The organism is Methylococcus sp. ANG, assembly GCF_040730495.1.
In the GTDB taxonomy this organism is placed as follows: domain Bacteria; phylum Pseudomonadota; class Gammaproteobacteria; order Methylococcales; family Methylococcaceae; genus Methylococcus.
Genome location: NZ_CP160399.1, coordinates 2,435,196 through 2,460,810 on the forward strand (window position 1 = coordinate 2,435,196; position 25,615 = coordinate 2,460,810).

Annotated in this window: 22 protein-coding genes and 1 pseudogene; 15 read left to right on the plus strand and 8 right to left on the minus strand. The window is 63.5% G+C overall.

Annotated elements, in window-relative coordinates:
* Positions 1 to 39: 39 nt before the first annotated feature.
* From fmt to typA, 9 genes and pseudogenes are all read left to right on the plus strand, one after another.
* Positions 40 to 966, plus strand: a complete 927-nt coding sequence (gene fmt / locus ABZN20_RS11845; RefSeq protein ID WP_367025388.1) for a methionyl-tRNA formyltransferase — start codon at positions 40 to 42, stop codon at positions 964 to 966.
* Positions 963 to 2,258 (plus strand): 16S rRNA (cytosine(967)-C(5))-methyltransferase RsmB, encoded by a 1,296-nt coding sequence (gene rsmB, locus ABZN20_RS11850; RefSeq protein WP_218808524.1) that lies wholly within the window; start codon positions 963 to 965, stop codon positions 2,256 to 2,258. Before fmt ends, rsmB begins: the two co-directional genes overlap by 4 nt.
* A complete protein-coding gene (locus ABZN20_RS11855) occupies positions 2,255 to 2,812 on the plus strand; it encodes a DUF4390 domain-containing protein (protein WP_218808523.1) in 558 nt (185 codons plus the stop codon). The genes rsmB and ABZN20_RS11855 overlap by 4 nt, the downstream gene beginning before the upstream one ends.
* Positions 2,794 to 4,998: a sensor histidine kinase gene (locus ABZN20_RS11860; RefSeq protein ID WP_367025389.1), complete on the plus strand. Its 2,205-nt coding sequence runs from the start codon at positions 2,794 to 2,796 to the stop codon at positions 4,996 to 4,998. The genes ABZN20_RS11855 and ABZN20_RS11860 overlap by 19 nt, the downstream gene beginning before the upstream one ends.
* Positions 4,995 to 6,362 carry a sigma-54-dependent transcriptional regulator gene (locus tag ABZN20_RS11865; protein WP_218808521.1) on the plus strand — a complete coding sequence of 456 codons (1,368 nt, stop codon included), beginning with the start codon at positions 4,995 to 4,997 and terminating at the stop codon, positions 6,360 to 6,362. The genes ABZN20_RS11860 and ABZN20_RS11865 overlap by 4 nt, the downstream gene beginning before the upstream one ends.
* A 23-nt stretch (positions 6,363 to 6,385) precedes the next feature.
* Positions 6,386 to 7,759 carry a Trk system potassium transporter TrkA gene (gene trkA, locus ABZN20_RS11870; RefSeq protein WP_367025390.1) on the plus strand — a complete coding sequence of 458 codons (1,374 nt, stop codon included), beginning with the start codon at positions 6,386 to 6,388 and terminating at the stop codon, positions 7,757 to 7,759.
* A gap of 2 nt (positions 7,760 to 7,761) precedes the next feature.
* Positions 7,762 to 8,349 carry a class I SAM-dependent methyltransferase gene (locus tag ABZN20_RS11875; protein ID WP_367025391.1) on the plus strand — a complete coding sequence of 196 codons (588 nt, stop codon included), beginning with the start codon at positions 7,762 to 7,764 and terminating at the stop codon, positions 8,347 to 8,349.
* Complete coding sequence (locus tag ABZN20_RS11880; RefSeq protein ID WP_367025392.1) at positions 8,346 to 8,738, plus strand: rhodanese-like domain-containing protein; 393 nt, start codon at positions 8,346 to 8,348, stop codon at positions 8,736 to 8,738. Before ABZN20_RS11875 ends, ABZN20_RS11880 begins: the two co-directional genes overlap by 4 nt.
* Positions 8,739 to 8,860: 122 nt before the next feature.
* A pseudogene (gene typA / locus ABZN20_RS11885) lies at positions 8,861 to 10,682 on the plus strand (translational GTPase TypA).
* Between the two features lie 167 nt (positions 10,683 to 10,849).
* On the opposite strand, the gene amoB reads toward typA, so the two are convergent.
* From amoB to ABZN20_RS11920, 7 genes are all read right to left on the minus strand, one after another.
* Positions 10,850 to 12,094: a bacterial ammonia monooxygenase, subunit AmoB gene (amoB, locus tag ABZN20_RS11890; protein WP_218806405.1), complete on the minus strand. Its 1,245-nt coding sequence runs from the start codon at positions 12,092 to 12,094 to the stop codon at positions 10,850 to 10,852.
* Between the two features lie 105 nt (positions 12,095 to 12,199).
* Positions 12,200 to 12,943 carry a bacterial ammonia monooxygenase, subunit AmoA gene (amoA, locus tag ABZN20_RS11895; protein WP_218806404.1) on the minus strand — a complete coding sequence of 248 codons (744 nt, stop codon included), beginning with the start codon at positions 12,941 to 12,943 and terminating at the stop codon, positions 12,200 to 12,202.
* 151 nt (positions 12,944 to 13,094) lie between these two features.
* The gene (amoC, locus tag ABZN20_RS11900; protein ID WP_218806403.1) at positions 13,095 to 13,877 is read right to left on the minus strand and encodes a bacterial ammonia monooxygenase, subunit AmoC; all 783 of its coding nucleotides are present in this window, start codon (positions 13,875 to 13,877) and stop codon (positions 13,095 to 13,097) included.
* Between the two features lie 366 nt (positions 13,878 to 14,243).
* Positions 14,244 to 15,056, minus strand: a complete 813-nt coding sequence (locus tag ABZN20_RS11905) for a formylmethanofuran dehydrogenase subunit C (protein WP_367025393.1) — start codon at positions 15,054 to 15,056, stop codon at positions 14,244 to 14,246.
* Positions 15,057 to 15,090: 34 nt separating this feature from the next.
* Complete coding sequence (gene fhcD, locus ABZN20_RS11910; protein ID WP_367025394.1) at positions 15,091 to 15,987, minus strand: formylmethanofuran--tetrahydromethanopterin N-formyltransferase; 897 nt, start codon at positions 15,985 to 15,987, stop codon at positions 15,091 to 15,093.
* On the minus strand, positions 15,984 to 17,651 hold the full coding sequence (locus tag ABZN20_RS11915) for a formylmethanofuran dehydrogenase subunit A (protein ID WP_367025395.1): 1,668 nt from the start codon (positions 17,649 to 17,651) through the stop codon (positions 15,984 to 15,986). The genes fhcD and ABZN20_RS11915 overlap by 4 nt, the downstream gene beginning before the upstream one ends.
* Before the next feature lie 30 nt (positions 17,652 to 17,681).
* On the minus strand, positions 17,682 to 18,953 hold the full coding sequence (locus tag ABZN20_RS11920) for a formylmethanofuran dehydrogenase subunit B (protein WP_367025396.1): 1,272 nt from the start codon (positions 18,951 to 18,953) through the stop codon (positions 17,682 to 17,684).
* Positions 18,954 to 19,229: 276 nt separating this feature from the next.
* Here ABZN20_RS11920 and ABZN20_RS11925 point away from each other — a divergent pair, with 276 nt between their 5' ends.
* The 6 genes from ABZN20_RS11925 (at position 19,230) to fae (ending at position 24,836) form a co-directional block, all read left to right on the plus strand.
* A complete protein-coding gene (locus ABZN20_RS11925) occupies positions 19,230 to 20,222 on the plus strand; it encodes a beta-ribofuranosylaminobenzene 5'-phosphate synthase family protein (RefSeq protein WP_367025397.1) in 993 nt (330 codons plus the stop codon).
* Positions 20,223 to 20,229: 7 nt separating this feature from the next.
* Positions 20,230 to 21,393: an ATP-grasp domain-containing protein gene (locus ABZN20_RS11930; RefSeq protein WP_367025398.1), complete on the plus strand. Its 1,164-nt coding sequence runs from the start codon at positions 20,230 to 20,232 to the stop codon at positions 21,391 to 21,393.
* Positions 21,394 to 21,417: 24 nt separating this feature from the next.
* The gene (gene mch / locus ABZN20_RS11935) at positions 21,418 to 22,413 is read left to right on the plus strand and encodes a methenyltetrahydromethanopterin cyclohydrolase (protein WP_218808509.1); all 996 of its coding nucleotides are present in this window, start codon (positions 21,418 to 21,420) and stop codon (positions 22,411 to 22,413) included.
* Complete coding sequence (locus ABZN20_RS11940) at positions 22,406 to 23,332, plus strand: ATP-grasp domain-containing protein (RefSeq protein ID WP_218808508.1); 927 nt, start codon at positions 22,406 to 22,408, stop codon at positions 23,330 to 23,332. The genes mch and ABZN20_RS11940 overlap by 8 nt, the downstream gene beginning before the upstream one ends.
* Positions 23,329 to 24,195, plus strand: a complete 867-nt coding sequence (locus tag ABZN20_RS11945; protein WP_218809004.1) for a triphosphoribosyl-dephospho-CoA synthase — start codon at positions 23,329 to 23,331, stop codon at positions 24,193 to 24,195. Before ABZN20_RS11940 ends, ABZN20_RS11945 begins: the two co-directional genes overlap by 4 nt.
* 128 nt (positions 24,196 to 24,323) lie before the next feature.
* Entirely contained in the window at positions 24,324 to 24,836 is a 513-nt protein-coding gene (gene fae, locus ABZN20_RS11950; RefSeq protein ID WP_218809003.1) for a formaldehyde-activating enzyme, read from the plus strand.
* Between the two features lie 83 nt (positions 24,837 to 24,919).
* On the opposite strand, the gene ABZN20_RS11955 is transcribed toward fae, so the two are convergent.
* Positions 24,920 to 25,603, minus strand: coding sequence for a HisA/HisF-related TIM barrel protein (locus ABZN20_RS11955; protein ID WP_218808507.1), 684 nt, complete (start codon positions 25,601 to 25,603; stop codon positions 24,920 to 24,922).
* Positions 25,604 to 25,615: the final 12 nt, after the last annotated feature.

Consider the following 25,615-nt stretch of genomic DNA (forward strand, 5'->3'; position numbering starts at 1 on the left):
GCAGAGCCGCCGCATCCGCCCAACCGCAGCAACGGCTTCATGAGAATCGTATTCGCCGGCACCCCAGAGTTCGCCGTCCCTGCCTTGCGCGCCCTGATCGCATCGGGCAACCCACCGTGCGCCGTCTACACTCAGCCCGACCGGCCGGCCGGCCGCGGCCGCAAAATCGCGGCCAGCCCGGTCAAGCAACTCGCGGCCGACCACGACCTCCCCGTGTTCCAGCCGGAATCCCTGAAAGGGCCGGAGGAACTCGAACGGCTGCGCGACCTGGCGCCGGACCTGATGGTCGTGGTGGCCTACGGCCTGATCCTGCCGACGCCCATCCTGGCCGTTCCGCGGCTCGGCTGCGTCAACATCCACGCATCCCTGCTCCCCCGCTGGCGCGGCGCGGCCCCGATCCAGCGGGCCATCCTCGCCGGCGATCGGGAAACCGGCGTCACCCTCATGCGCATCGAGCCGCGCCTGGACGCCGGCCCGATGCTCGGTAAGCGGAGCTGTCCGATCGGCGGCGACGATACCGCCGCCGCCTTGCATGACCGCCTCGCCGGCCTCGGGGCCGAACTGCTGATCGAGCTGCTGCCCGGCCTGGCGGCCGGCAGCCTGCCCGGTGAAGTCCAGGACGAGAGCCTGGTCACCTACGCCGAGAAGATCGAAAAATCCGAGGCCCGCATCGACTGGCGGCAGGATGCGCCCCATATCTGCCGCCGGGTGCGCGCGTTCAATCCCTGGCCGGTGGCGGAAACGACGCTGGCTGGAACGGCACTGCGGATCTGGTCGGCGCAAGCTCTGGATACCCCGCCGGACGCCCAGCCCGGCACCGTCGCCGCGTCCGCGAAAAACCTCGACGTGGCCTGCGGGCGGGGCACTTTGCGAATCCTTGAAATCCAGGCCCCAGGGAAGCGGCGGATGAGCGCCGCGGATTTCCTCAACGCTCATGCGATGGACGGAAAACGGCTGGGGACATGACGACTAAAACCCGCACGCTGGCTGCCGCGGCGCTTCATGATGTCGTCGTCGACCGCCATTCGCTGACCTGGGCGCTGGGAAGACGCCTTCCCTCATTGCCGGACGCCCGGGACCGGGCATTCGTGCAATCGCTGTGCTACGGCGTACTTCGCGCCTTCGAGCCGCTGGACTTCCTGCTCGGCAAACTCGCGACCAAGCCGATCCGCGACCCGGAAGTCCGGCTGCTCGCTCTGATCGGCCTCCACCAGTTGCGCAGTATGAACGTCAAACCTCATGCCGCGGTTTCGGAAACGGTCGAGGCGGCCGGCCGGAAAAGCTGGGCGAAACCCTTGCTCAACGCCATTCTGAGGAACTATCTGCGGCGCAAGGAGGAACTGGAAAACCGGGCCCTGCAGGACCCCGCGAGCCGGGACGCCCATCCCGCCTGGTTGCGCGACCGGCTCGCCGCCGACTGGCCCGAGCGGTGGGAAACTCTCGTGCAGCAGAACAACCTGCCGCCGCCGATGACGATCCGCGTCAACCCCCTCATGGAGGACCGCGCAGGCTACCTCGCGCGGCTGGCCGAAGCCGGCATCGCCGCCCGCCCCTGCCTCCATTCGCCCTGGGGGCTGACCCTCGAATCGCCGGTCCCGATCGAAGCATTGCCGGGTTTCACCGACGGGCGGGTGTCGGTCCAGGACGAAGCCGCCCAGCTGGCGGCGCCGCTGGTGGGCGCCGAACCGGGCGAAAGGATTCTGGACCTGTGCGCCGCCCCCGGCGGAAAGACGCTGCACATGCTCGAACTCTGCCGGGGAAGCGTCGAAGCCGTCGCGGTGGACATCGATGCCGAACGGTGCGCGCGTATCCGCGAAAACCTGGAGCGGGAAAGACTGTCCGCCACCGTGGTCACCGGCGACGCCCGCGCGCCGGAAGCATGGTGGGACGGCCGGCCCTTCGACCGTATCCTGCTCGATGCGCCCTGTTCGGCGACCGGGGTCATCCGGCGCCACCCCGACATCAAGCTGCTACGGCAGGCGCGCGATCTCGACACACTGAATGAGCTGCAGGCAGCCATCCTCGACGCCGCCTGGCCCCTGCTCAAACCGGGCGGCATCCTCGTCTACGCCACCTGTTCGGTCATCCGTGCCGAGAACGAACTGCAGATACGCCGCTTTCTGGAGACCCGCGGCGATGCGGCCGAACTGCCGCTGACCGCGGACTGGGGCATCCCCTTGCGCCATGGACGCCAGATTCTCACGGGGGAGTCCGGCATGGACGGCTTCTTCTATGCCCGTTTGCGCAAGACGGGATGAACAGGTTTGCCGGCTGGCTGGCCCTCTTCTGCCTCCTCGCCCCCATCGCGGGCTGGAACGCCGAAGCGGGGTTCACCGTGCGCCGCGCCGAGCTGTTCCGGCACGAGGACCGCTCCTGGGGACTCGATGCCGACATCGACTACCATTTCAGCGACACCGCCATCGAAGCCATGCACAACGGCGTCCCCTTGACCCTGGTCATGCGTCTTCGGGTGAAGCGGGTCAGGCCTTGGTGGTGGGATGAGACCATGATCTCCGAAAACCATCGGCGGACCATACGTTTTCACCCTCTGGCTCGCGCCTATCAACTGACGGTGGCGGAATCCGGCGTGACCGAGAACTTCGCCAGTCTGCGCACTCTCCTGGAGGAACTGGGCAGGATAAGAAACCTGCCGGTCGAAGCCCCTAGAACGCTGGTCGACGGCGAATATCGCGCCTCCCTCTCGGTGACGCTGGACATCGAATCGCTCCCCCTGCCGTTGCGCCCCACGGCCTATCTCTCCCCCCAGTGGCATCTGAACAGCCCCTGGTTCCGATGGTCATTCGCAAACTGAGAATCCGCCTGCCGCTCAGCCTGGTCGTGATCGCGCTGTTCACGGCCATTGTCGCCTCGCTGCACCTGATGAGCTCCGCCACGCAGAGTTCGCCGCAGCTCGGCAGCATGTACTCGCTGCTGGTCCTCATCAACTCGGTCGGTTCGATCCTGCTGCTGACGCTGGTCGTCGTCAATGTGTACGGACTCCTCCGGCAGCTCGCCAAGCGGGCGGCCGGCTCCCATCTGACGGCCCGCATGGCGTTTCTCTTCGTCCTGCTCAGCCTGGCGCCGGCATCCATCGTGTTCTACTACTCCATGCAGTTCCTCAAACAAAGCATCGACAGTTGGTTCGACGTCCGCATCGACCAGGCCATGGAGGATGCGCTGGAGTTGGGGCAGGCAGCACTCGACGAGCGGATGCGCACCATGCTGCACCAGACCGAACAGGCGGCAGCCAAGTTGCAGCTTGTCCCGATCATGGAATATCCATTGCGCCTGACCGAACTCCGGGACGAGGTGGGGGAAGGCGAATTCACGGTGTTTTCCAGGCAAGGGCGGATCATCGCGGCCGGCGGCTCTCAGCTCGGCTTCATCCTCCCCGATCTGCCGGATGCCGGGGTTCTGCTCCGGGTGAAGCAAGGCAAGTCCTATATCCGCCTGGAACCCAACCAGGACGGCAATCTGCAGATCCGTGCCGTCGTGGCCATCCCCTCCGACGACCCCCTTTTCCTGCAAGCCGTGTTCCCCGTACCGCTGCGGATATCCCAGCTTGCCAGCACCGTCGAATCGGCCTATGTGCACTACAAGGAACTCGGCTTCCTCCGCAGTTCCCTCAAGCACACATTCATTCTCACACTGTCGCTGGTGCTGCTGCTCAGCCTCCTGGCAGCCATCTGGGTAGCGTTCGTGAGCATCCGCCGAATCGTCGCGCCGGTGCGGCGGCTGGCCCAGGGCACGCGCGCGGTCGCCGAGGGCCGCTACGGCCAGCGCCTCGCGGTGCGGGCGAAAGACGAACTCGGCTTCCTGGTCGAGTCGTTCAACACGATGACCGAAAAACTCGCCCAGGCCAGCGAAGAGGCCCGGCTGTCGCGGCTCGAAGTCGAGCGCCAGCGCACCTACCTCGAAACCGTGCTGTCCAATCTCTCGTCCGGCGTGCTCAGCTTCGACAACGCCTCGCGGCTCCTCACCGCGAACCGTGCCGTGGACGACATTCTGCACGTTCCCGCCCACTACTACCTGGGCCTCCCCGTCAGCCAGCTCAAAGCCGAACATCCCTATCTCGCCGAGCCGCTGGACCGTATCGAACGCTGGCTGGAAAAGGGCGCCGGCACCTGGCAGGACGAGATATCCTTCCTCGGCCCCATGGGCCGGCGTGAACTGTACTGCCATGGCACCCCGCTGTTCAATGGCAGCGGCGAAAAACTCGGCGCCGTGGTGGTATTCGACGACATCACGGCACTCATCTTTGCCCAGCGCCAAGCGGCGTGGAGCGAGGTCGCCCGGCGCCTTGCCCACGAGATCAAGAATCCGCTCACGCCGATCCAGCTCTCCGCCGAACGCCTGCATCACAAGCTTGCCAGCCGGCTCGATGCCCGCGACGCGGAAGTCCTGGACCGTTCGACCCGCACCATCGTGCATCAGGTCGAGGCCCTGAAAGCCATGGTCAATGCCTTCGCCGAATACGCGAGATCTTCGACCATCCAGCTCCGGCGGGTTGCGCTGGCCGAAATCGTGGAAGAGGTGGTGGCGTTGTACCCGCCGCAATCCGGCATCGCGTTCGAAATCGACGAAGAACCGAACCTGCCCAGGATTTCCGCCGACCCGCTGCAGCTGCGACAGGTCCTGCACAATCTCATCAAGAATTCCCAGGAAGCCCTGGCACCGTCCACACAAGGTAATATGTGCTTTGTTCTTAGCAAGACGGTCGACCAGGGAGAGACCTTCGTGCAACTGACGGTCCGGGACAACGGGCCCGGCATTCCGAAGGACCAGGTGGATCGGATTTTCGAACCCTACGTCACCACCAAGACCAAGGGCACCGGCCTGGGACTTGCGATCGTCAAGAAAATCATCGAGGAACACGGCGGGACCATCCGCGTGGAAAACGGGCACCAGCAGGGCGCCGGCTTCATCATCCGGTTCCCGATCCCAGAAACAGACATGCGAGCCGAAGCGAATGGCGGGAGCTCTGGAGCGAGATCATGAATCAAGGCTGCATATTGGTCGTCGATGACGAGCCCGACATCCGCGGACTGGTGCAGGACATCCTCACCGACGAAGGCTACACGGTGGTAGGCGCCGAAAACGGGGCCGCCGCCCGCCAGGCCGTCCGGGAACATCGGCCGGACCTGGTCCTGCTGGATATCTGGATGCCGGACGAGGACGGCATTTCGCTGCTCCGGGAATGGCTGGAAAGCGGAGCGATAGACTGCCCCGTCATCATGATGTCCGGCCACGCCACGGTGGAAACCGCCATAGAAGCCACCCGCCTGGGCGCCCACGACGTACTGGAAAAGCCCATCTCGATGGCGAAACTCCTGATCACCGTGGAGCGGGCGCTGGAGTCGGTCCGGCTGACACGCGAAACCGCGGGGGTGAGACGCGCGGCCGAAACGGCGCCGGTGGAACTGGTCGGCAAGAGCGCTTCGATGGAGCTGCTGCGGGAGCAGATCAAACGCCTCGCGCAGCATGACGCACGTGTCCTGCTGGTCGGAGAGGCCGGCAGCGGCAAGGAGACCGCCGCACGTTACCTGCATACCCACAGCTCACGCCGCTCCGGGCCTTTCCTGGAGGTCGCCGCCGGCACCATTTCGCCCGCGGCGTCCGCCATCGAATTCTTCGGCAGCGAAAACAACGGCAAGATCCGGAGGGGGCTGCTGGAACAGGCCCGTGGAGGCACGCTTTTTCTCGAGGACGTCTCCGATCTCGAGCCGGAAACCCAGGTGCGCCTCCTGGGAGCGCTGGAGACCGGTGCGTTTTACCGCGTCGGCGGCACCGAACCCATCCACACGGATTTCCGTCTGGTCGCATCGACGCATGTGCCCCTGGACGACGCAGTCCGCGCCGGACTTTTCCGCCGGGAGCTGTTTTATTTGCTGAACGCCGTGACGCTCAAAATTCCGCCGCTTCGGGAGCACAGCGAGGACGTGCCTGAATTGCTCCGGTTTTACGTGGACTATTTCGTCAGCCGGGAAAAGCTCCCGTTCCGGCGTTTTCCGGTCTCGGTACAGAACTTTTTGCGTCACTACGTCTGGAACGGCAACATCCGGGAGCTGAAAAACCTGGTCCAGCGGCTCTTGATTCTGGGCAGCGGCGAAGACGTCTCGCTGGATGAGGTCAAATCCATACTCGGCGGCACGACCGACACGCTGAAAGCGGAAGGCAAGTCCGACTTTTTCGAGCTACCGCTGAAGGAAGCCCGCGAACGCTTCGAGAAGACTTATCTCGAATACCATCTGGACAAGTACGGCGGCAGCGTCGCCCGGCTGTCCCAGGCCATCGGCCTGGAACGTACGCATCTATACCGGAAGCTCAACGCGTTGGGCATCAAGTTCAAAGACAAGCGCTAAGCAGGCAAATCCAACAGTTTCACATGAAGATCATCATCCTGGGTGCCGGCCAGGTCGGCTCGAGCGTACTGGCCAGCCTTTGCAGCGAGGACAACGACATCGTAGTCGTGGACAAACAGACCAGTGTCCTGCGGGAGCTGCACGACCGCTTCGACATCGGCACCGTCCAGGGCAATGCGGCGCATCCCACGGTGCTGAAGCGCGCGGGCGCCGACGACACCGACATGCTCATCGCGGTGACCAGCGACGATGAAACCAACATGCTGGCCTGCCAGATCTCGCACACCTTGTTTAATATTCCCAAGAAGATCGCGCGGGTGCGCGCCATCGAATATCTGAGCTATCCGGAGATATTCTCGAAGGAGGGCGTGCCCATAGACGTGGTCATCAGCCCCGAACAGATCGTCACCCAGATGATCGAACGGTTGCTGCAATATCCAGGCGCCTCCCAGGTTCTGGATTTCGCCGAAGGACGGGTCCGGCTGGTATCGGTCCGGGCGCTGACGGGAGGACCCTTGGTCGGCCGGGAAATTCGCGAGCTTCATCAGCACATGCCGAACGTCCATGCCCGGATCGCCGCCATTTTCCGCAATGCTCGCCCCATCATCCCGAATGGACGGCAGACGATAGAACACGGCGACGAAGTGTTCTTCATGGCCTCGTCCGAGGAGATCAGCGACGTGATGAGTGAACTGCGCGAGCTCGACAAACCCTACAAGCGGCTCATGTTCGCCGGGGGCGGACATATCGGCAAGCGGGTGGCGCAAGCGTTGGAACACCGTTATCAGGTCAAGGTCATCGAGAAGAACGCCGACCGCGCCAAGAAGATCGCGGGAGACCTGACCAATACCGTGGTGTTGCTGGGAGACGCTTCCGACAAGGAGCTGCTGCTGAGTGAGAACATCGAAAACACCGACATCTTCTGCGCCATCACCAACGACGACGAAGCCAACATCCTCTCCGCGATGCTGGCCAAGCGGCTGGGTGCACGGCGCGTCATCAGCCTGGTCAACAAAGCCGCTTACGCGGACATCGTCGATCCCAACCAGATCGATCTGGTCATTTCGCCGCAGCAATCCACCATAGGCGCCCTCCTTCGTCATATCCGCAAAGGCGACGTGGTCCAGGTCCATTCGCTGCGGCATGGTGCCGCCGAAGCGCTCGAAGCCGTCGCGCACGGAACTCCGGGAAAATCGAAGGTGATCGGCATACCGATAGACCGCATTCCGATTCCGCCGGGCGTGGTCATGGGTGCCCTGGTCAGGGATCAAGAGGTGATACAAGTCCATCACGACACCGTCATAGAGGACGGGGATCATGTCATCATGTTCCTGCTCGACAAGAAGGTGATCCCGATCATCGAGCAGATGTTCCAGGGGGATGCCTCGAGGAGCTGACGATGGACGTTGAAACGCCCCGGCAAAAATGGGACCGGATCTATCGGGGCTGGAAGGCTCCCTTCCCTGGAGCTGCAACGGTACTGTCCGAGAATGAGCATCTCCTTCCGGCCGGCGGCAAAGCTCTGGACCTCGCCTGCGGGCTCGGCGGCAATGCCGTCTTTCTGGCCCGCCGCGGGTTCGAGGTGGACGCCATCGACATTTCGGAGGCGGGAATCGAGGCGTTGACCGATACCGCGTGCGTGGAAGGGCTGTCCATCAACGCCCGCGTCGCAGATGTCATGGAACGCCATTGGGCCGCCGAACGTTATGACGTGATCGTCGTCGCCAGATTCCTGGAGCGGACGCTGGCGCGGGACATCGCGGACGCGCTCGAACCTGGCGGTTTGTTGTTCTATCAGACTTTCGTGGAAACCAAGACCAGCGGTTCCGGCCCCGGCAACCCCCGCTTTCTGCTGCGCGACAACGAACTCATCCGGCTCTTTGACGGGCTGCTGATCCGTTATTACCGGGATGAAGCGCTGACGGGCAAACCGGATGCCGGCCAACGTGACGAAGCTTTTCTTATAGCCCAGAGACCCGATTCATGATCGAGCAAATCGACCCCGCTGCCGCCTGGCAGTTAATACTGGACCATCCCGATCACGTTCTTCTCGACGTGCGCGACCCCATCGAGTTCGCCATGATCGGACACCCGCCGGGGGCATGCAACGTTCCGTGGAAATTTGCGCCGACCTGGCGAATCAATCCGGATTTCCTCGATGGGGTCAAGCAGCTCGCCCCCGACGGCACGACTCCGATCCTGCTCCTGTGCAGAAGCGGCCAGCGCTCCCAGGAAGCCGCGGAGCAGCTAGCATCCGCCGGCTATTCGAAACTGTACAATATATGCGAAGGTTTCGAAGGCCCTCTGGATGACAGCCGCCATCGCAGCTCGAGAGGAGGATGGCGTTATCGCGGCCTCCCCTGGGAACAAAGCTAAAGGCGGCCCGTAGGCCCCCATGAAACCGCTGAGCTGAATCGCGGTCTAATTTTCCAAAAAGCACCCCGCTTCACCGTGAAGCGGGGTGCTTTCTTTTTTCCCACACGACCCCTTTGAGAATCATGGTAGACAAGTTACGTAACATAGCGATCATCGCCCATGTCGACCACGGCAAAACCACCCTGGTAGACAAACTGCTCCAGCAAAGCGGCACTTTCGCCGCTCACGAGCGGGTGGGTGAGCGCGTCATGGACTCCAACGACCTCGAGAAAGAGCGAGGCATCACCATCCTAGCGAAAAATACCGCGATCAAGTGGCGGGATTACCGTATCAACATCGTGGATACTCCTGGCCATGCCGACTTCGGCGGTGAAGTCGAGCGGGTCCTTTCCATGGTCGATTCGGTTTTGCTTCTGGTCGACGCCGTGGACGGCCCCATGCCGCAAACCCGCTTCGTCACTCAAAAGGCCTTCGCCATGGGATTGCATCCCATCGTCGTGATCAACAAGATCGACCGGCCCGGCGCCCGCCCCGACTGGGTGCTGGACCAGACCTTCGACCTGTTCGACCGCCTCGGCGCCACCGAAGCCCAGCTCGACTTTCCGGTCATCTACTGCTCGGCGTTGAACGGCTATGCCGGGCTGAGCCCGGATATCACCGGAGGGACGCTGGAACCGCTGTTCGAAGCCATCGTGAATCACGTCTCACCGCCCGACGTGGATATCGACGGCCCGTTTCAGATGCAGGTCAGCAGCCTCGATTACAATTCCTACGTAGGGGTCATCGGCATCGGAAGAATCACCCGAGGCACCGTCAAAAGGAATACCCCCGTCACGCTGATCAAACGCGATGGCAGGCAAAGCGCCGCCCGCATTCTTCAGGTCCTGGCGTTCCATGGCCTGGAGCGCATAGAAAGAGACGAGGCAAGCGCCGGCGACATCATCGCTTTCACCGGTATCGAAGGGCTCGAGATTTCGGATACGCTCTGTGCGGTTGGATTTGCCGAACAGCTTCCCCCGCTCACCGTGGACGAGCCCACGGTAAGCATGACCTTTTCAGGTAAACAATTCGCCTTTCGCAGGAAGGGAAGGCAAGTTTCTGACGTCAAGGCAGATTCGCGACCGGTTGAATCGGGAGCTGATCCACAATGTCGCGCTGCGGGTGGAGGACACGGCAGACCCCGATAAATTTGCGGTTTCCGGCCGAGGCGAGCTGCATCTTTCCATTCTGATCGAAAACATGCGGCGGGAAGGTTACGAGCTGGCCGTTTCCAGACCCGAGGTCATCATCCGCGAAATCGACGGAGAACCTTGCGAGCCCTATGAATTCGTGACGATCGAACTCGAGGAGGCACATCAGGGCGCCGTCATGGAAAAACTCGGCGAGCGCAAGGGCGACCTCCAGAACATGGTGCCGGATGGTCAAGGACGTGTGCGTCTCGAGTACGTCATCCCATCCCGCGGACTCATCGGATTTCAGACGGAGTTCCTCACCACCACATCCGGAACCGGCCTGCTGTATCACGTGTTCGATCACTACGGACCGATCAAGAAAGGAGCGATCGGACAGAGAACGAATGGGGCGCTGATTTCCAACACGGCGGGCAAGGCGTTGGCATTCTCGTTGTTCAATCTCCAGGAACGGGGACGTCTATTCGTGGAGCATGGCGACGAAGTGTACGAAGGCATGGTGGTCGGCGTGCATACTCGGGGAAACGATCTGGTGGTCAACCCCACGAAAGCCAAACAGCTCACCAACATCCGGGCGGCCGGCAGTGACGAGAACATCCTGCTGACGCCCGCGATCAAGTTCAGTCTTGAGCAGGCGATAGAATTCATTGATGACGATGAACTCGTGGAAGTGACCCCCCAGACCATTCGTATCCGCAAGAAACTCTTGCAGGAACACGAGCGCAAGAAGGCTTCCCGAAGCGCCGAGGCCTGACAGCGGCCCCGCAGCCCCCGGCGGCACGAGGCCTCGGTGATCCGGGGCCTTTGCTTTGAGCCTGACGCCCAAAACCCCTGGACAAACAAAAACCCCCGACCGTCACCGGCCGGGGGTTTTTGCTTTCACCGCCGGAAGGGGAGTCCCGAAGGACTCCCCTTGGACGATTACATGAACGACGGGATCAGCGGTGCGTCGATCTGCACGATCTGACGGTTGCCTTCAGCGTCGAAGAAGAACAGCAGACCGGCGAAACGGCTGTCCGGATCGTAGATGATGTCGGACAGACGATACACTTCCCACGCCGCGTCGGACGCCGTCACGTCGACCGTGCGGGTCTCACCCGGGGCCAGCGGGCTGTTGTCGCTGACGCTCAGACCGTCTTCGGCCAGCAGGTCTTCCGGATAGCCGGTGGTGTCCTTGTAGACGTTGGAATCCAGGAAACGCACCGAGGCGGTGTAGAACTCACCCAGCCGGATCGGGCTGTTGCCGTGGTTGGTCACGGTCAGCTTCATCCGCATGGCGCGGCCCGGTACCCGGTAGGTGGCGTCTTCCACTTTCACCGCCACCGTCGGCGCCGGCAGGTCGATCGGCTTCATGCCACGCATGGTACCGGCCTGCAGCGGGATGGTGATCGGGTACTTGCTGTTGGCGCTGGACATGGCCATGACCACGATCAGGATGGTGGCGGCCAGGAAGCCCATCGCCACCTTGCGGTCGGTGGTGGACACCAGTTCGTCCCCACGGCCCGCATCCACCATCAGCAGACGGGGGATGAAGATCGGACGACGCGACCAGTAGCCGATCCAGGCGAGGCCGATGGCGTACCAGAAGGCGTGCCAGAAGTAGGTGTTGCCTTCGTTGTAGTTCTCCAGGTCCACCGTCTGCCCGGTCAGGGTGGTGACGGGGTTCCGGAATTCGCTCATGGAGCCTTCCACGGTGATCCACTTGCCGGGGCCGATGATCGGTCCACCGCCCTGGACGTTCATCATGGTGTGTACGTGCCAGTCACCCGGACGCCGGGCTTTGAGGACGACCCGGAAGTCGTAGGTCTTGCCGATTTCCAGACGTACCGAACGCGGCACCAGCTGACCCCCGATGTACGATTCCTTGCGGACGAACACGGGGCCCGGCATGCCGACGTTGAGGAACGCGACATCCGGTTCGTCGACCGTCTCCGGCCAGCCTTCGAACACGTGGAACTTGCCTTTGATTTCCACGGTTTCGTTGACTTTGACTTTCTCTTTCGACCAGCTCAGGTCGTACCAGTGGATGGTACGCATACGCATGAACGCGGCCTGCGATTTCTCACCGTGGGCGGCGGCGTTCGGGGCGTAGAAACTGGTCGCTGCCACGGCGGACAGCAGTCCGATTGCAGACCATTTTGCAATCCGGTCCTTTATTGTTTTCATGATCTCTCCTCTTTCGAGTTCTTGCTGTTGGGTCACTCGCCGGCCTGTCGCCAAGCCGGACGGCGGTCTTTCACATGGGTCTTGCGTCGGCCCGATCTGTCAGGATCAGGTGCTCTGCAGGAACCGTTCGTTGGAGAACCAGCGACCGATGAAGTGCCACATGAAGTAGATCAGGATCGACATGAACGCGGAGAAGAATGCCGATACCGGGGCGACGTCCTTACCGAAGGTACGCAGGGTGCCCTTCTCTACCATGCGGATGTATTCCGGGGTGCCCGTGCGGACGTAGTTGTAGCCCTGGATGTCGGCGATCGACATCAGCATGCCGTTGTATTCCACCGGGACGTGCAGCGGCGCGATGATCGGCCAGTTGCCCGGGTAGAAGATCAGACCCCAGCCCATGGCGCCGACGATGGCGGTGAACAGGTAGCTGCCCGACAGCATCAGGACGGTGTCCAGGATGATGGCGCCCGGTACCAGCGAGGCGGGGAAGACGAAGTTGATCGGGAAGTAGGTCCAGCCCCAGAAGTTGAAGTAGCGGTTGATCCACTCACCCAGCAGCAGGCCGAGTACGCAGACGGTGGCGCCCCAGGGCAGACGATACCGTTCCCACAGGTAGGATTGGACGGCCGCCGGGAAGGTGATCAGCACGATCGGGGTCACGGTGACCCACAGTCGACGGTCTTTCCAGTCCGACCAGAAGTCCCAGTCGCCCATGGTGAGCATGGCGTGAATGTGGTACGAGCCCACGATCACGAAGAACACCACGAACAACGCCATCCAGTCGATGGTCCGGGACAACTGGACCGCTTCGGCGTGCGAACGAACCGCAGATTGCGCAGCACTCATTAAAGTTACCTCCAAATTTGTCGTTTCTTATTTTCGACGGTGCCCGGGAAAACCCCGGACACCCATCGCCGCGAGTCCTTTCCGGCCGCCGGACCGGCACGGAGCCTGTCGCCAGAACCCCAAAAAACCGGCCCGCCGGCCTGACAGTTCCTTATTTCGCGATCAAGCCTTCGTCCACGGCTTCACAGAGGGACTGTCCCAGTCCGCCCTGAGCGAAGCTGTAGAAGGTCTGGGTCAGCGTGCCCATGACGGCCAGCGCCAGCCAGCCGAAGATCACGAAGCCGTAGTGCAGCGGCGCCACGAACAGCTCTTCCATGAACCAGAAGGTGTGGCCCCATTCGTTCAGACCCACGTTCGGCAGAATCATGAACGGACCCACCACCAGCACCAGGTACGGCAGCGAAATGCCCTTCGCGAAGAACGGCAGACGCGTCTTGGCATAGATGAACGCCGCAAAGCCGGTGATGATGTAGATCGGGTAGCTCAGATAGAACTCGATGATGTGCGACGGGGTGAAGTCGGTGTCGCGCACGATCGTCTGATGCCAGGTGCCGTCCTGCTCGGTGAAGTAGGAAGCGCCCCAGTAGAGGGCCCAGGCGTAGGCCACCAGCCAGGTCAGGTGGGTGAAGTTGCGGCGCAGTTCTTCACGCGGGGTCAGCGCGGCCAGGTTGCGGTCGCGGGTCTTCCAGAGGTAACCCCACAGGATCGAAGCCGTCACGATTTCCAGGACGATCTCGGTGTACAGGAAGTTCATCCAGTAGGTTTCGAACTCCGGCGCGAACGAGTCCAGGCCGGCGGACCAGCCGTAGACGCCTTCGTACCAGCGCACCCACATGTAGAACACGGTGTAGATCGCCAACGCGAATGTGAGCCACTTCTTGTCCAGCATCGGCGCTTCGGCCGCGGCTGCACCACCAATGGTTGTTGCTGCCATTTTTACCTCCAACTGTTATATCGATGTAAACACCGGCGCATTGCCCGGTGAATCTTCTCTCACTTCCCTGCTTGGTTCATGCATCCTTGCCACCCCTCAGAACCGCAGCCCTCAGGCTGCCCGGCCCTTTTGGTGCGTCGCAGTCTATCACCCGCCCCGAGGCTGTCAAGAAAAATCTGCGGCATTTTGACGCAGGTTCGCCGCCGTGAGCTAACTTCATGAATCTGCGCCCATGGATGGGAAAAGGTAACGGGCGGCGTGGGACGAAACGCCCCGCCGCCATCCGGACTGGCGGGAGCCAGGGCCTCCTGGCGGCTTGCGACAGGGCGCCTGGAAGTCCGGCGCGGCCGGACAGGACCGCGAGGGTCAAGCGACCAGGAGGATTTCGCCCTTGCCCTGGACCGACAGGTCTCCGGCCAAACGCCGCACGCGCGCCCGGCGTGCCTGAGGGTCGGAGAAGCAGGTGTTCAAACCCTGGTAACCCTTGAGGAGCAAAGGCAGGAAACCCAGGGTATGCAGGCCGCAGTCGTTGAAGGTGGCGCCGATGGCCGCCGGGGAACCGTATAGCAACAGGGTTCCGCGCTTCATGGCATAGCCGGCACAGGCGCCGATGCGCCCCTGTACGGCGATCGTGCCGGCCATCATCCGGGCCCCGAGATACGTCCCGGCATTGCCTTCGATCAGGATCGAGCCGCGTCGCATGTGGTCGCCGACACGATCTCCGGCATCGCCACGGACGATCACGACACCTTCCGACATACCCTTCTTGTTGCCGGGAAGAGCGCCCCCGAGCAGGTCGCCGGCGTTTCCGGATATCTCGACGATGCCGCCCTTGAGCTCGCACGCCGCGTACAGGCCGGCCGAACCTGAAACGCACAGACGCCCTCCTTTCATGTGCATGCCGAGATAAGCCCCGGCATCGCCTTCTATGATGAGGGAACCCCGCGTCATCCCCCTGCCGGCGAAGTCGAGTTTCGGCGAGCCGGAAATACGGACCGACTCCGCATCGTCTCCTTCGACAGCGAACAGTTCCCCCGCGGCGATCCGGCGATTGCCGTATTGCAGGGTCAGCGCGGCGACTTCCTTTTGCGACTTGCCCAACAGAAGGTCCGGAACGAGCGGAGAGACGTCGAGCCGCTGCTGCAGCGGCGACTTCAGCGTAAAGGTCAAAGCAGTCATAGTCGATTCCTTGTTGGCCGGGGCCGGACGGCGTTCAAGCCATGATTTCGCGGAGGTGGAACAGGAACGGCCCGAGCTTGCCGCCGTAGTTGCCGGCGCTGATGCGCCGGATGCCGTTGGCCGCACCCAGTCCGCAGGCTGCCTCGATGCCTGCGCGCATCGCCTTGGCGATATCGGCATCGCTCAAGCCGTCGATCACGATCTCCATCACCGACTCGATTTCCGGCGACAGCTCCGTCCGCGTTTGTCCCTTCAAGGTCGGGCAGAAGGCGTCGTTGGTCGATGCCGGCAAGGTCTTGTACTTGGAGCCGACCTTGGAACCCGAACGGACGATGCCTCCGGGGAACGGCATGATGACGTTGGGTATCCTGCGCATGGCATCGATCGCCGCCTCGCACGCCGCCAGCGCCTGGGGCTGCGATTCGGCCAGGATGAGGAAATTGCCGCCGCCGACCGCCTTGATCATCCCGGTGGTTTCCTGGCAGAGGAACTCGCCGTCCATGACCGGCACGCGCCAATAGCGCTTGCCGCCGATCCGCTTGGAAATCTGGAAGCCGTCGCCGAAATAACGCAGATTCTTCCCCAAAGGAATCTGTTCGCCTTCATCTAAACCGGCGAACAGCGCGGAGGTGGGCGAGGTCAGCACGCACTGCCCGGCCCGGGTCTCGAGCTGCTTCGCCAGCCCCTTGCCGCCCATGGCGAACAGCAGCGCCGATACGCCAGGACGTCCATCCGGAGTTTCGGCGGGATCGAGCTCCCGCTCGATGCCGGCTTCGCAGCCGCAGGCGATGACCGAGGTCGCGAAGCCCGTCATGGCCTGGGCCGCGTGCTGGGCCCATTTGAGATTCTGGGCCGTGACGATCACGCGCGTGGCGCGCATCGGGAAGGCCTCGGCGAAAGTCTCGTCGATGTGTACGCCGTTGATGATCATGACCGTGCCCCCTGATGGCAGGGATGGACGAGGATCTTGCTGCGGCCATCGCCCTCGATTTCCCAATCGTTGATGACGAAATTGTCGAGCTTCATGGTGTGGTAGCGGTCGAAGTAATCGCGCAACCGCGCCTCGACGCCGCTGTCGAATTCCGGCTGGACGATGTGCAGATTGCCCCACACGACCTTGACGACCTCGCCGTTGCGCACGACCAGTTCGCCGTCCTTGAAGACGTAATCCGGCCGGGTGAACATCTTTTCCTTGTCGGCCTGGTCGGTGTAGACGGTGATGTCCGCCGCCGCACCCGCCCCGAGATGGCCGCGGTCGGTCAGCCCCAGCAGCCTGGCCGCACCGGCCCGGGTCATGATGGCGATCTCATATAAGGAATATTCACGGTCGATCGAGCCAAGCGTACTCAGCGCCGCCGCTTCCGGATTGACCGTGGCCAGCATGTCATTGCGGAAGCTCTTGTCCATCAGCAGCCGGATCAGATGCGGATAGGTGGTGAACGGTGCGCCATTGGGATGGTCCGTGGTCAGGAACACGCGCCAGGGATCGTCGATCAGCAGGAAGGTTTCCAGGCCGATACACCACTGCAGCGCGTTGACGAAGTTCTTGTCACGGTATTTGAACGGCACCACGCCGCAGCCGGCATCGCATTCGATGTCCATGCAGACCCATTTGTCGGGGTGGGCATGGCCCGCGTTGGCATGCTGACGCATCGAATCGCCCGAAGCCGTGACGGTCTGGCCGAACAGAATCTGCCCGACGTCGATCGTGATGTTCCTGTTGGCGTTGATGGCCTCGGCGATGCGCGCCGCGCCGGAGGAGAACTTGCGGTCGCCCTCGACGCCGTAGCTGTGGAACTGGATGTGGGTCAGGTGCATCGGCAAGCCTTCGATGCCGTTGATGGTGTTCAGCGTGGTCTCGACGTTGCCCGGCACGCCGAGGTTGCAGCCGTGGACGTGCAGCGGATGCGGCACGCCCAGCTCGTGCACGGCGCGCGCCAGCGACTTCAGAATCTGCCGGGGCGTCACGCCGTAGTACACGTGCTTTTCGTCCAGATCGAGCATGCGCTGGTTGAACTTGAAGGCGCTGATGCCGCCGGGATTGACGACCTTGATGCCGATCGCCTTGGCGGAACGGATCGTCCAGGCGACGTAGTCGTTGATGAGTTGCTGGTCGCTGCCCGAGGACAAGAGCCGCAGGAAGAAATCGTCGCTCCCCAGCATCACGTAGCCGCCGACGTCCAGTAATGGGACATCGGCCATTTCCATGTGCGCCTGGCGCGCGTTGATCGGCAGCACGGCGGGTTCGAAACCGGCGGTGTAGCCCATCTCGGCGTAGCGGTAACCGGTGGTCAGGGTCGAAGGCGCGGCATGGCCGCAGCCCGCCCGCATCAGGCCCCGGCGCGGCTCGGGGTCGGCGCGGTGGTCTTCCGGCAGGAGGTTGCGGGCGATGGTCACCTTGCCGCCGCCGATGTGGGTGTGCATGTCGATGGCGCCGGCCAACACCACCTTGCCGCGCAGGTCGTACTCCTGATCCGGCGTGGCGCCGTTCAGTGAGTGGACGATCCTGCCGTCGCGGATGAAAAGGTTGCGCACCTGGCCGTTGACGCCGTTCGCCGGATCGTAGACGGTGCCGCCCGTAAGCTTGATCAGCATGATTTCGAGTCTCCCAAGGAAGCAGGCGCGCTAGAGCGACTGCTCGATCGCCGCCAGCACGGCGGCAGCGCTCGTCAGCCCGCAGTCGCGCAGCGGATAGAGCGGCATGGCCACGACGTTGTCGCAGCGGTACATGTGGCCGGCATGGTCGATACCCGGAACACCCACGGGAATGAACACCTCCGGCTCCTTGTCGAACTGCATGCCGGAGCGGCCGATCACCACGGTCGGCACCTCTGCCGCCGGCGGCGGCGCCACCGAGAGGCTCGACACCCAGACCAGCGCATCGGCCTCACCCTCCTGCAGCAAACGGGCGGCATCGTTGAGGTACGGGTCGTATTCGGGGAAGCCGCGGGCGAAACTCACCCGGGTGGGATAGCCGGTCAGCCAGGCGCAGACCTGGCTGGCGGTCCTGTCGCCGTCCTGTCCGCCCAGAGGCAGGACCGCGGCGCGGGTTTCCTTGTTGAGCGCGGTCACCGTCTGGCAAACCTGCTGCACCGTCAGATCGGCATGGGGGAAATCGAGCTGCCCCGCCACCCAGGTCACGATGCTGTAGCTCGACCGCTTCAGCCGGTCCACGACGCCCTGCAGCACCTCGACCGGCACGCCGCCCACCGATTCGGCCTGGAGCGATGCGCCCCGCGCAAGGGCCGACAGCGCAGCGGCGAGCTCCGGCAGATGTTGAGGGGCGCATTCGATCACCTGCGGACGACGCCCGTCGGGCGATACAGCCGCATCGCCGGTTGGAGCCCGGCCGAGACAGATCACTTCCCGCTTGGCGGGATCCTGCCCGAACAGGGTCTCCTTGTTCCAGACGAAGCGCTCGAAAAAGCGGGGGAAGGCGGCCTCGACATCGCTGCCGAAAACCAGGAGGACTTCGACCCGGTTCTTCACCTCGGCCAGCGTCGTCGCGATCCAACCCGAATCGGCCAGCACCAGCAGGTTGCGGACGCCGCCGCCGGCGCGGGCCTGATCGAACACGCCGCAGGCCTTGTCGATCAGCGCGAGCGCGGCACGAGTATCGTTAACGTCGGTTCCGAAGCCGCTGAATACCGGCAGCCTGGCATCCTTCAGTATCGCCGCCGCCCGCCGCACCGCTTCGTCCAGGGAAGCCGGCTTGCCGGCAATACGGGGAGCGGTATCGGTCACGGGCTGCTCGAAACCGGGAATCGTGACGGCATCGCCATTCGCCAGCACCCGCACGCTCGAGCCGGAAACCTCGATTTTCAGGTCGTCGGAGGCGATACCGCAGAACGGACTGGGAACGTTGTCCCAGACCTTGGCCGAGGTGTTGTCGGTCATGCCCTTTCCTTAATATGCTCTGATGGAGAGTCTGAAGTGGTTCCGAGTCCACCGTCATCGTGGGCGGGGGACAGGCAGCCATCCGCGTGGCTGGCAAGAATAGGGAATCCAGACCCGTTTTTCAACTTGACCCCCCAACCTGCCGAACGGGAGCGAACAATCGACAAAACGGTCCCATTCCTCTAGGCTAGAGACCTTTTGCCGCGCCGTGTCGACCGAACGGGCCAAGCCCTCCGACCGGCGCAGATATCGCCCCTGCATCACCCTCCGAACGCCATGCCGAAACCGTCTCCCCGCGTCCGTGTCCACGCCCCCGCCCGCCTGCATCTCGGGTTCATCGACATCTCCGGCACGTTCGGGCGCAGATTCGGCAGCATCGGCGTCGCGATCGAGGACATATCGACGCGTCTGAGTCTTTGGCCGAGCCGAGAGCCGCGCGCTGTCGGACCGTCGGCGGAAAAAGCACTGGCCATCCTGGAAAAGCTCGAAGCCGCCTTGAGCCTGCCGGGCTCGGCCACGGTCGAAATCGAATCCGCGATTCCGGAGCATGTCGGTCTGGGATCCGGCACGCAAATGGCTCTTGCCTTGGGCAGCGCGCTCATCCGGGCCTATGGGCTGCCGCTCACGCCCAGGGATCTCGCTTCGCGCATCGAAAGGGGCGCGAGATCGGGCATCGGCCTGGCATCGTTCGAACAGGGCGGACTCATCGTCGACGGCGGGCGCGGCCCGGAGACCGTCAGTCCGCCGGTGATCGCCCGGTTGCCGGTGCCGGAGGACTGGCGCTTCATCCTGGTGTTCGACTCCCGGGGGCAAGGACTCCACGGCAAGCAGGAAATCGACGCGTTCCGGGCTTTGCCACCGTTCCCGGAGCAGGAGGCCGCCCGCCTGAGCCATCTGATCCTGATGCAGACGCTGCCCGCCCTGGCGGAAAACCGGCTCGAGACCTTCGGCGCCGGCATCGCCGAAATCCAGCGATCCGTGGGCGATTATTTCGCCCCCGCGCAAGGCGGGCGCTTCACCAGCCCCGACGTCGCCGCCGCTCTCGACTGGCTCGCGACGCAAGGCGCGGTGGGCGTCGGCCAGAGCTCATGGGGGCCTACGGGCTTTTGTCTCGCCGCTTCCGAACAGGAAGCGCGCCGGCTGACGACGGCGGCCGGCGCGCTGGACACCGCGGCGTATCTCGATTTCAAGATCGCCCGGCCCCGCAACCGGGGGGCCGACGTGACGCTTGCGATACCGGCCACCGAGCCGGATCCCGTCCAAGCCTAGCGTCTAGATGCAGGAAGCCGGCTCCGCCCTGGTGGTCGCGGCATCCGCCTCCACCCTCGGCCGCTCGCTGAAGCGGGGAGGATGGACGCCGTTCGCGATCGACGGATTCGGTGACCTGGACACCCGGGAACACTGCCGCGAATGCCGGGTCGTGCCGCTCGGCAAGAGCGGCTTCGACGCCTCCGCCCTGCGATCGGCCATCGAGCGGATGGAACCCACCGACGTCGCGTTTTACGGTGGCGGCCTGGATTCCCTGCCCGGCGTGATCGAATGCCTCGCCCGCGGACGCGTCCTCGCCGGCAACGCCCCGGAAACCGTCCGCCTCGCAAAGACGCCCCGCCTGTTTTTTCCACTCCTTTCCAGCCTGGGCATATCTTTCCCGGAAACGCGCTTCGACGCGCCCCGCGACGTTCGCGGTTGGCTGGTCAAGCATGGCGGCAGCGAGGGTGGAGGCGCCGTGAATTTCGCCCGCGATACGGAAATCTCGAGGCCGGATGGATACTTCCAGCGTCGCCTGGAAACGCCTCCCATGTCGGCCTTGTTTCTGGCCGATGGCGCGGAATCGAGAATCATCGGTTTCAATACCCTGTGGACCTCGGCAGCCGATCCGCACCTGCCGTTCCGGTTTGCCGGAGCGATCAACCGGACATCGCTGAGTGGGCCCCAGCGGGAGGTCGTGCGTGGGATTGTGGCCGGGCTCGTCCCGGCCCTGCGGTTGCGCGGCCTGAACAGCCTCGACTTCATGACGGACGAGGATGGCGGAATCCGTGTGCTCGAACTCAATCCGCGCCCCAGCGCCACCATGGCGCTTTACGACGACGAGTTCCCATCCGGTCTGGCCGGGCTTCATATCCGCGCCTGTCTCGAGGGGCTGCCCGAATTTGCCCTCCCCGCATTCCCGGCCCGCGCGTTCCAAATCATCTACGCCCCTCATGACGTGGAACCTCCTGGGACACTAGAATGGCCAGTGTGGTGCCGGGACCGGCCCAGCCCAGGATGCAGCATCGAGAAAGGCGCACCGCTGTGCACGATTACGGCCGAAGGAGCGGACGAAAGCGAAGTGCTTCTGAGCCTCGCCGCGCGGAAAACCTCCCTCATGCGAACGATGACCGCCGCAGGCGAGCTCGCGGCCACCTGCGCGCCCGGCACCCGACCCGCGAGAGACCCGTAACTCCCTATTTTCAAGAGGACCATCATGCAGAATCGCGTCAGCGTCAATGCTCACAGCCAGCCTATCGTCAAATACCTGATCACCTATGCCGACAAGCTGCGCCTCCAGATCGACCGGCTGCCCAACGGCTGCACCATCATCGACGCCGGCATCAGGGTGCCGGGCAGCCTGGAAGCCGGCCGCCTCATCGGCGAAATCTGCATGGGCGGGCTCGGGCGCGTCACCCTCACCCATACCGACACCTTCACCAAATGGCCGCTGATGGTCAACGTCCACACTTCCAACCCGGTGATCGCCTGTCTGGGCAGCCAATACGCCGGCTGGAGCCTTTCGCATGGCGAAGGCAAGGACGGCTTCTATGCCCTCGGCTCGGGACCCGCGCGCGCCATGGCCACCAAGATCAAGGACGGCAACGAAGAGCCGGTGGAGGAGCTGTACAAGGAACTGGACTACCGCGACAGCCATACCGAAACGGCGATCGTGATGGAAGTCGACAAGATCCCGCCGGTCGAGGTCACCGACAAGATCGCCCGCGCCTGCAAGCTGGATCCCTCTCATCTCACCGTCATCCTCACGCCGACCAGCAGCCTGGCGGGCGGCATGCAGGTGGTGGCACGGGTGCTCGAAGTCGCCCTGCACAAGGCGCATGCCCTCCACTTCCCGTTGGAGAACATCATCGACGGCACCGGCTGCGCCCCGGTCCCGCCGCCGCACCCGAACTTCATCAAGGCCATGGGCCGCACCAACGACGCCATCCTGTTCGGCGGACGCGTGCATCTGTTCGTCAAGGGCAGCGACGAAGCCGCCGAAACCCTGGCCAACGAGCTGCCGAGCTCGGTCTCGCGCGATTACGGCAAGCCGTTCGCCGAAGTATTCAAGGAATACAAATACGACTTCTTCAAGGTCGATGCCATGCTGTTCAGCCCGGCCGGCGTGATCGTCACGACCGTGGACTCCGGCCGCAGCTTCCATGCCGGGGAAGTGGACGTGGAACTCCTGGAGCGCTCGTTCGGTGGCTGAACCGGGGCGTATCGCCATCATCACGGACGACCCCGGCTGGCACGGGGCGCGGCTGAAACAGGCTTTCGCCGCGCGCGGTTTCGGCTGCGCCTACGTGTCGTTGACCGGCTGCCGGCTGGACCTGGAAGACCCGGCGCTGCCGGTCCGCCTGTCAGGCTTCCCCGAACACCTGCCGGCGGGGGTGTTCGTACGGGGCATTCCCGGCGGCTCGCTGGAACAGGTGACCTTCTACCTCGACATCCTGCACGGGCTCAACCTGCTCGGCGTCCCCGTCTACAACGATGCCCGGGCCATCGAACGCACCGTGGACAAGGGTATGACCAGCTTCCTGCTGCAGCGGGCCGGGATTCCGACACCGCCGACCTGGGTGCTCGGCGATCCCGAAGCCGCCATGGAAATCGCCCGCCGCGAACTGGCGGCCGGGCATCGCCTCGTTTCCAAGCCGCTGTTCGGCTCCCAAGGCACCGGCCTGCAACGCCACGACCGCCCGGAAGACTTGGCAAGCCTGGCCTCGGCCAACGGGATCTACTATCTCCAGCGTTACGTCTGCTGCGACGAGAACGCCCCTCACGACTGGCGCGTTTTCGTCATCCGCGGGCGCACCGTGGCGGCGATGCGCCGCTGCGGCGTGACCTGGCTGAACAACGTGGCACAAGGCGCGCGCTGCGAACCCGCCCGGCTCGACGACATCCTCCTGTGCCGCCTGGCCGAAGATGCCGCCCGGACGCTGGACATCGCCTATGCCGGCATCGACATCATCCGCGACCAGCACGGACGGTACACCGTGCTGGAGGTCAACAGCGTACCGGCGTGGAAGGGCCTTCAGAGCGTCAGCGAAGTCGTCATCGCCGATCTGCTCGCGGACGATTTTCTCGGCCGCTGCCAACGCGACGAATCCGCACGTTGCACCGCGAAATGACCGTCTCCGCCGCATCACTCGAAGCCGCCTACCGCTGGGCCTGCGAGACCGAGCTGGGGGCATTCAAGCCCGGCAACGTCAGCGTGCACTCCGAAGGCCACGGCATGACCGTGGAACATTTCCGGCGGAGCGCTCTGGTCAGCGCGCCGGAGCTGTGCCGGGCGGAACCGTGCCTGGGCGAACGCATTTACCGGGCGGTCGAGGCCACCCGGCACGCCGTGGAGTGCAACACCAATCTGGGCATCGTCCTGCTGGCCGCGCCACTGATCGCAGCGGCCCGGGCCGGGCGGGCCGGGGAAACGCTGCGGGAGAGCCTCGGGCGAGTGCTGCATGCCACTACCGTCGAAGACGCCGAATGGGTCTACCGGGCCATCTGCCTGGCCCGACCCGGCGGACTGGGTGAAGCCCCGGAGCATGACGTGCGCACCCCGCCGAGCATCCCGCTGCGCGATGCGATGCGGCTGGCCGCCGGCCGGGACCGCATTGCCTATCAATACACCTGCGACTATACGGATGTTTTTGATTTCATAATTCCACGTTATCATAGTGCGCTGTCCCGATGGGACAATGAAGGCTGGGCGGCGGTGGCTGCGTTTTCCGGCGTGCTCGCACGCATACCGGACAGCCACATCGAACGCAAATTCGGGCCCCGCTACTCCCCGTGGGTATCGGAGAAGATGGTGCTCATCGAGAAAACGCTGTCCTATACCGCGCGACCTGAATCGGTTTTGGGGCTTCTACGGGACGTGGATGCCGATTTCAAGACGTGCGGGATAAACCCTGGCACGACTGCCGACCTGACGGTCGCCGGTCTGCTAGCCGTGCGCCTGGAGGCGATTTTTGCCGGGACACGCCGGGGTTAAACCTTCGGACACGTGGGACCGATGCGGACACTCCGCGAGAAACTTCGGTCTCGAGAACCTCTCCCGGGGAAGTAACCATGTCCTTATTAAAAAAGTTTTTTTCGTTTTTTTCACAAGAGGAAATTCAGATGGGTAAAGTAAACAAGTTGTTGGTCGGCGAAGCACTGTGCGGCGGCGGCAACGAAATCGCTCACATCGACCTGATCATGGGTCCCCGCGGCAGCGCAGCGGAAGCTGCTTTCGCCAACACCCTGACCAACAACAAAGACGGCTTCACCTCCCTGCTGGCAGTGGTTGCACCCAACCTGCTGTGCAAGCCGAACACCGTCATGTTCAACAAAGTCACCATCAAGAACGGCAAGCAGGCCACGCAGATGTTCGGACCCGCGCAGCGCGGTGTCGCCATGGCCGTTGCCGATTGCGTGGAAGACGGCACCATTCCGGCCGACGAAGCCGACGACCTGTTCATCTGCGTGGGCGTATTCATCCACTGGCTGGCCGAAGACGACGCCAAGATCCAGGATTACAACTACGAAGCGACCAAGCTGTCCATCAAGCGCGCCGTTGCCGGCGAGCCGAAGGCTGCCGACGTGGTTGCTCGCAAGGGCAGCGAAGCTCATCCGTTCGCAGCTCACAACTAATTGCGCGCGGCCGGGACCGCCGCCTTGGCGCCGGTCCCGCGACGGCAAAGGGAAAAGCGCTGTTTTTTGGCGCTTTTCCTTTTTCAGGACCTTGCACTGCCGAGCCGACTCAATTCGAGCGATCCGGAATGCAAAGCGCTCGCCATCAGGACGGCATGAACACCCCGGCTCTCCAGAGCCTCCAGGTCTCCGCCGTGGCGCACTCCTCCCGCCACGATCAGCGCCCTGTCCGGCGCCAGTTGACGGACACGGTCGAGGAGACCCAGATCGGGACCGTCGAAACTGCCGACCCGGTTCAGAGTCATGACGATCACCCTCTCCGGCCAGCTCTGCGGCTTGTCCAGGATTTCGGAACACCCTTTCAGCCCCCCCTCGAAAAAATCCAGCGACAATATCCAATCGTGAACCGCAATTCGCTGCAGCCGCTCCACCGTCGGGAGCGATTCACTGCCGATGACCGGGACGATGGCGTCCCGCGCCGCATCGTTCACTTCGGGCACCCCCTGATCCAGCCAAAAGACGACACCGGGAAACGCCGTCCGCAGCGCTGCAACGAGCCTGTTCTGGCGGCCGAAGCCCATGAGGGCGTCCAGATCGGCAATATAAAAGGTGTCGAACGGATGGAGATTCAGGAAGGCTTCGACCACCGCAAAGGGATCGGCGTCCCGGCACAGGGGACTGCTGAGCGGCTGGTAGCTCTCGCGTCGCCCTTTGACGGCATGAACGACAAGTCCCCGCATGAGATCGAGCACGGGAATGATCTTCATTGATTCAATGGC

Bases quoted from the DNA above. Each gene is read 5' to 3' on its own strand.
- ABZN20_RS11945 (WP_218809004.1), top strand. From the start codon at position 23,329: ATGACCGTCTCCGCCGCATCACTCGAAGCCGCCTACCGCTGGGCCTGC.
- ABZN20_RS11915 (WP_367025395.1), bottom strand. From the start codon at position 17,651: ATGCTGATCAAGCTTACGGGCGGCACCGTCTACGATCCGGCGAACGGC.
- ABZN20_RS11865 (WP_218808521.1), top strand. From the start codon at position 4,995: ATGAATCAAGGCTGCATATTGGTCGTCGATGACGAGCCCGACATCCGC.
- ABZN20_RS11955 (WP_218808507.1), bottom strand. From the start codon at position 25,603: ATGAAGATCATTCCCGTGCTCGATCTCATGCGGGGACTTGTCGTTCAT.
- trkA (WP_367025390.1), top strand. From the start codon at position 6,386: ATGAAGATCATCATCCTGGGTGCCGGCCAGGTCGGCTCGAGCGTACTG.
- mch (WP_218808509.1), top strand. From the start codon at position 21,418: ATGCAGAATCGCGTCAGCGTCAATGCTCACAGCCAGCCTATCGTCAAA.
- ABZN20_RS11905 (WP_367025393.1), bottom strand. From the start codon at position 15,056: ATGACTGCTTTGACCTTTACGCTGAAGTCGCCGCTGCAGCAGCGGCTC.
- amoB (WP_218806405.1), bottom strand. From the start codon at position 12,094: ATGAAAACAATAAAGGACCGGATTGCAAAATGGTCTGCAATCGGACTG.
- ABZN20_RS11930 (WP_367025398.1), top strand. From the start codon at position 20,230: ATGCAGGAAGCCGGCTCCGCCCTGGTGGTCGCGGCATCCGCCTCCACC.
- ABZN20_RS11920 (WP_367025396.1), bottom strand. From the start codon at position 18,953: ATGACCGACAACACCTCGGCCAAGGTCTGGGACAACGTTCCCAGTCCG.
- fmt (WP_367025388.1), top strand. From the start codon at position 40: ATGAGAATCGTATTCGCCGGCACCCCAGAGTTCGCCGTCCCTGCCTTG.
- fhcD (WP_367025394.1), bottom strand. From the start codon at position 15,987: ATGATCATCAACGGCGTACACATCGACGAGACTTTCGCCGAGGCCTTC.
- ABZN20_RS11860 (WP_367025389.1), top strand. From the start codon at position 2,794: ATGGTCATTCGCAAACTGAGAATCCGCCTGCCGCTCAGCCTGGTCGTG.
- amoA (WP_218806404.1), bottom strand. From the start codon at position 12,943: ATGAGTGCTGCGCAATCTGCGGTTCGTTCGCACGCCGAAGCGGTCCAG.
- fae (WP_218809003.1), top strand. From the start codon at position 24,324: ATGGGTAAAGTAAACAAGTTGTTGGTCGGCGAAGCACTGTGCGGCGGC.
- amoC (WP_218806403.1), bottom strand. From the start codon at position 13,877: ATGGCAGCAACAACCATTGGTGGTGCAGCCGCGGCCGAAGCGCCGATG.
- rsmB (WP_218808524.1), top strand. From the start codon at position 963: ATGACGACTAAAACCCGCACGCTGGCTGCCGCGGCGCTTCATGATGTC.
- ABZN20_RS11880 (WP_367025392.1), top strand. From the start codon at position 8,346: ATGATCGAGCAAATCGACCCCGCTGCCGCCTGGCAGTTAATACTGGAC.
- ABZN20_RS11855 (WP_218808523.1), top strand. From the start codon at position 2,255: ATGAACAGGTTTGCCGGCTGGCTGGCCCTCTTCTGCCTCCTCGCCCCC.
- ABZN20_RS11875 (WP_367025391.1), top strand. From the start codon at position 7,762: ATGGACGTTGAAACGCCCCGGCAAAAATGGGACCGGATCTATCGGGGC.
- ABZN20_RS11925 (WP_367025397.1), top strand. From the start codon at position 19,230: ATGCCGAAACCGTCTCCCCGCGTCCGTGTCCACGCCCCCGCCCGCCTG.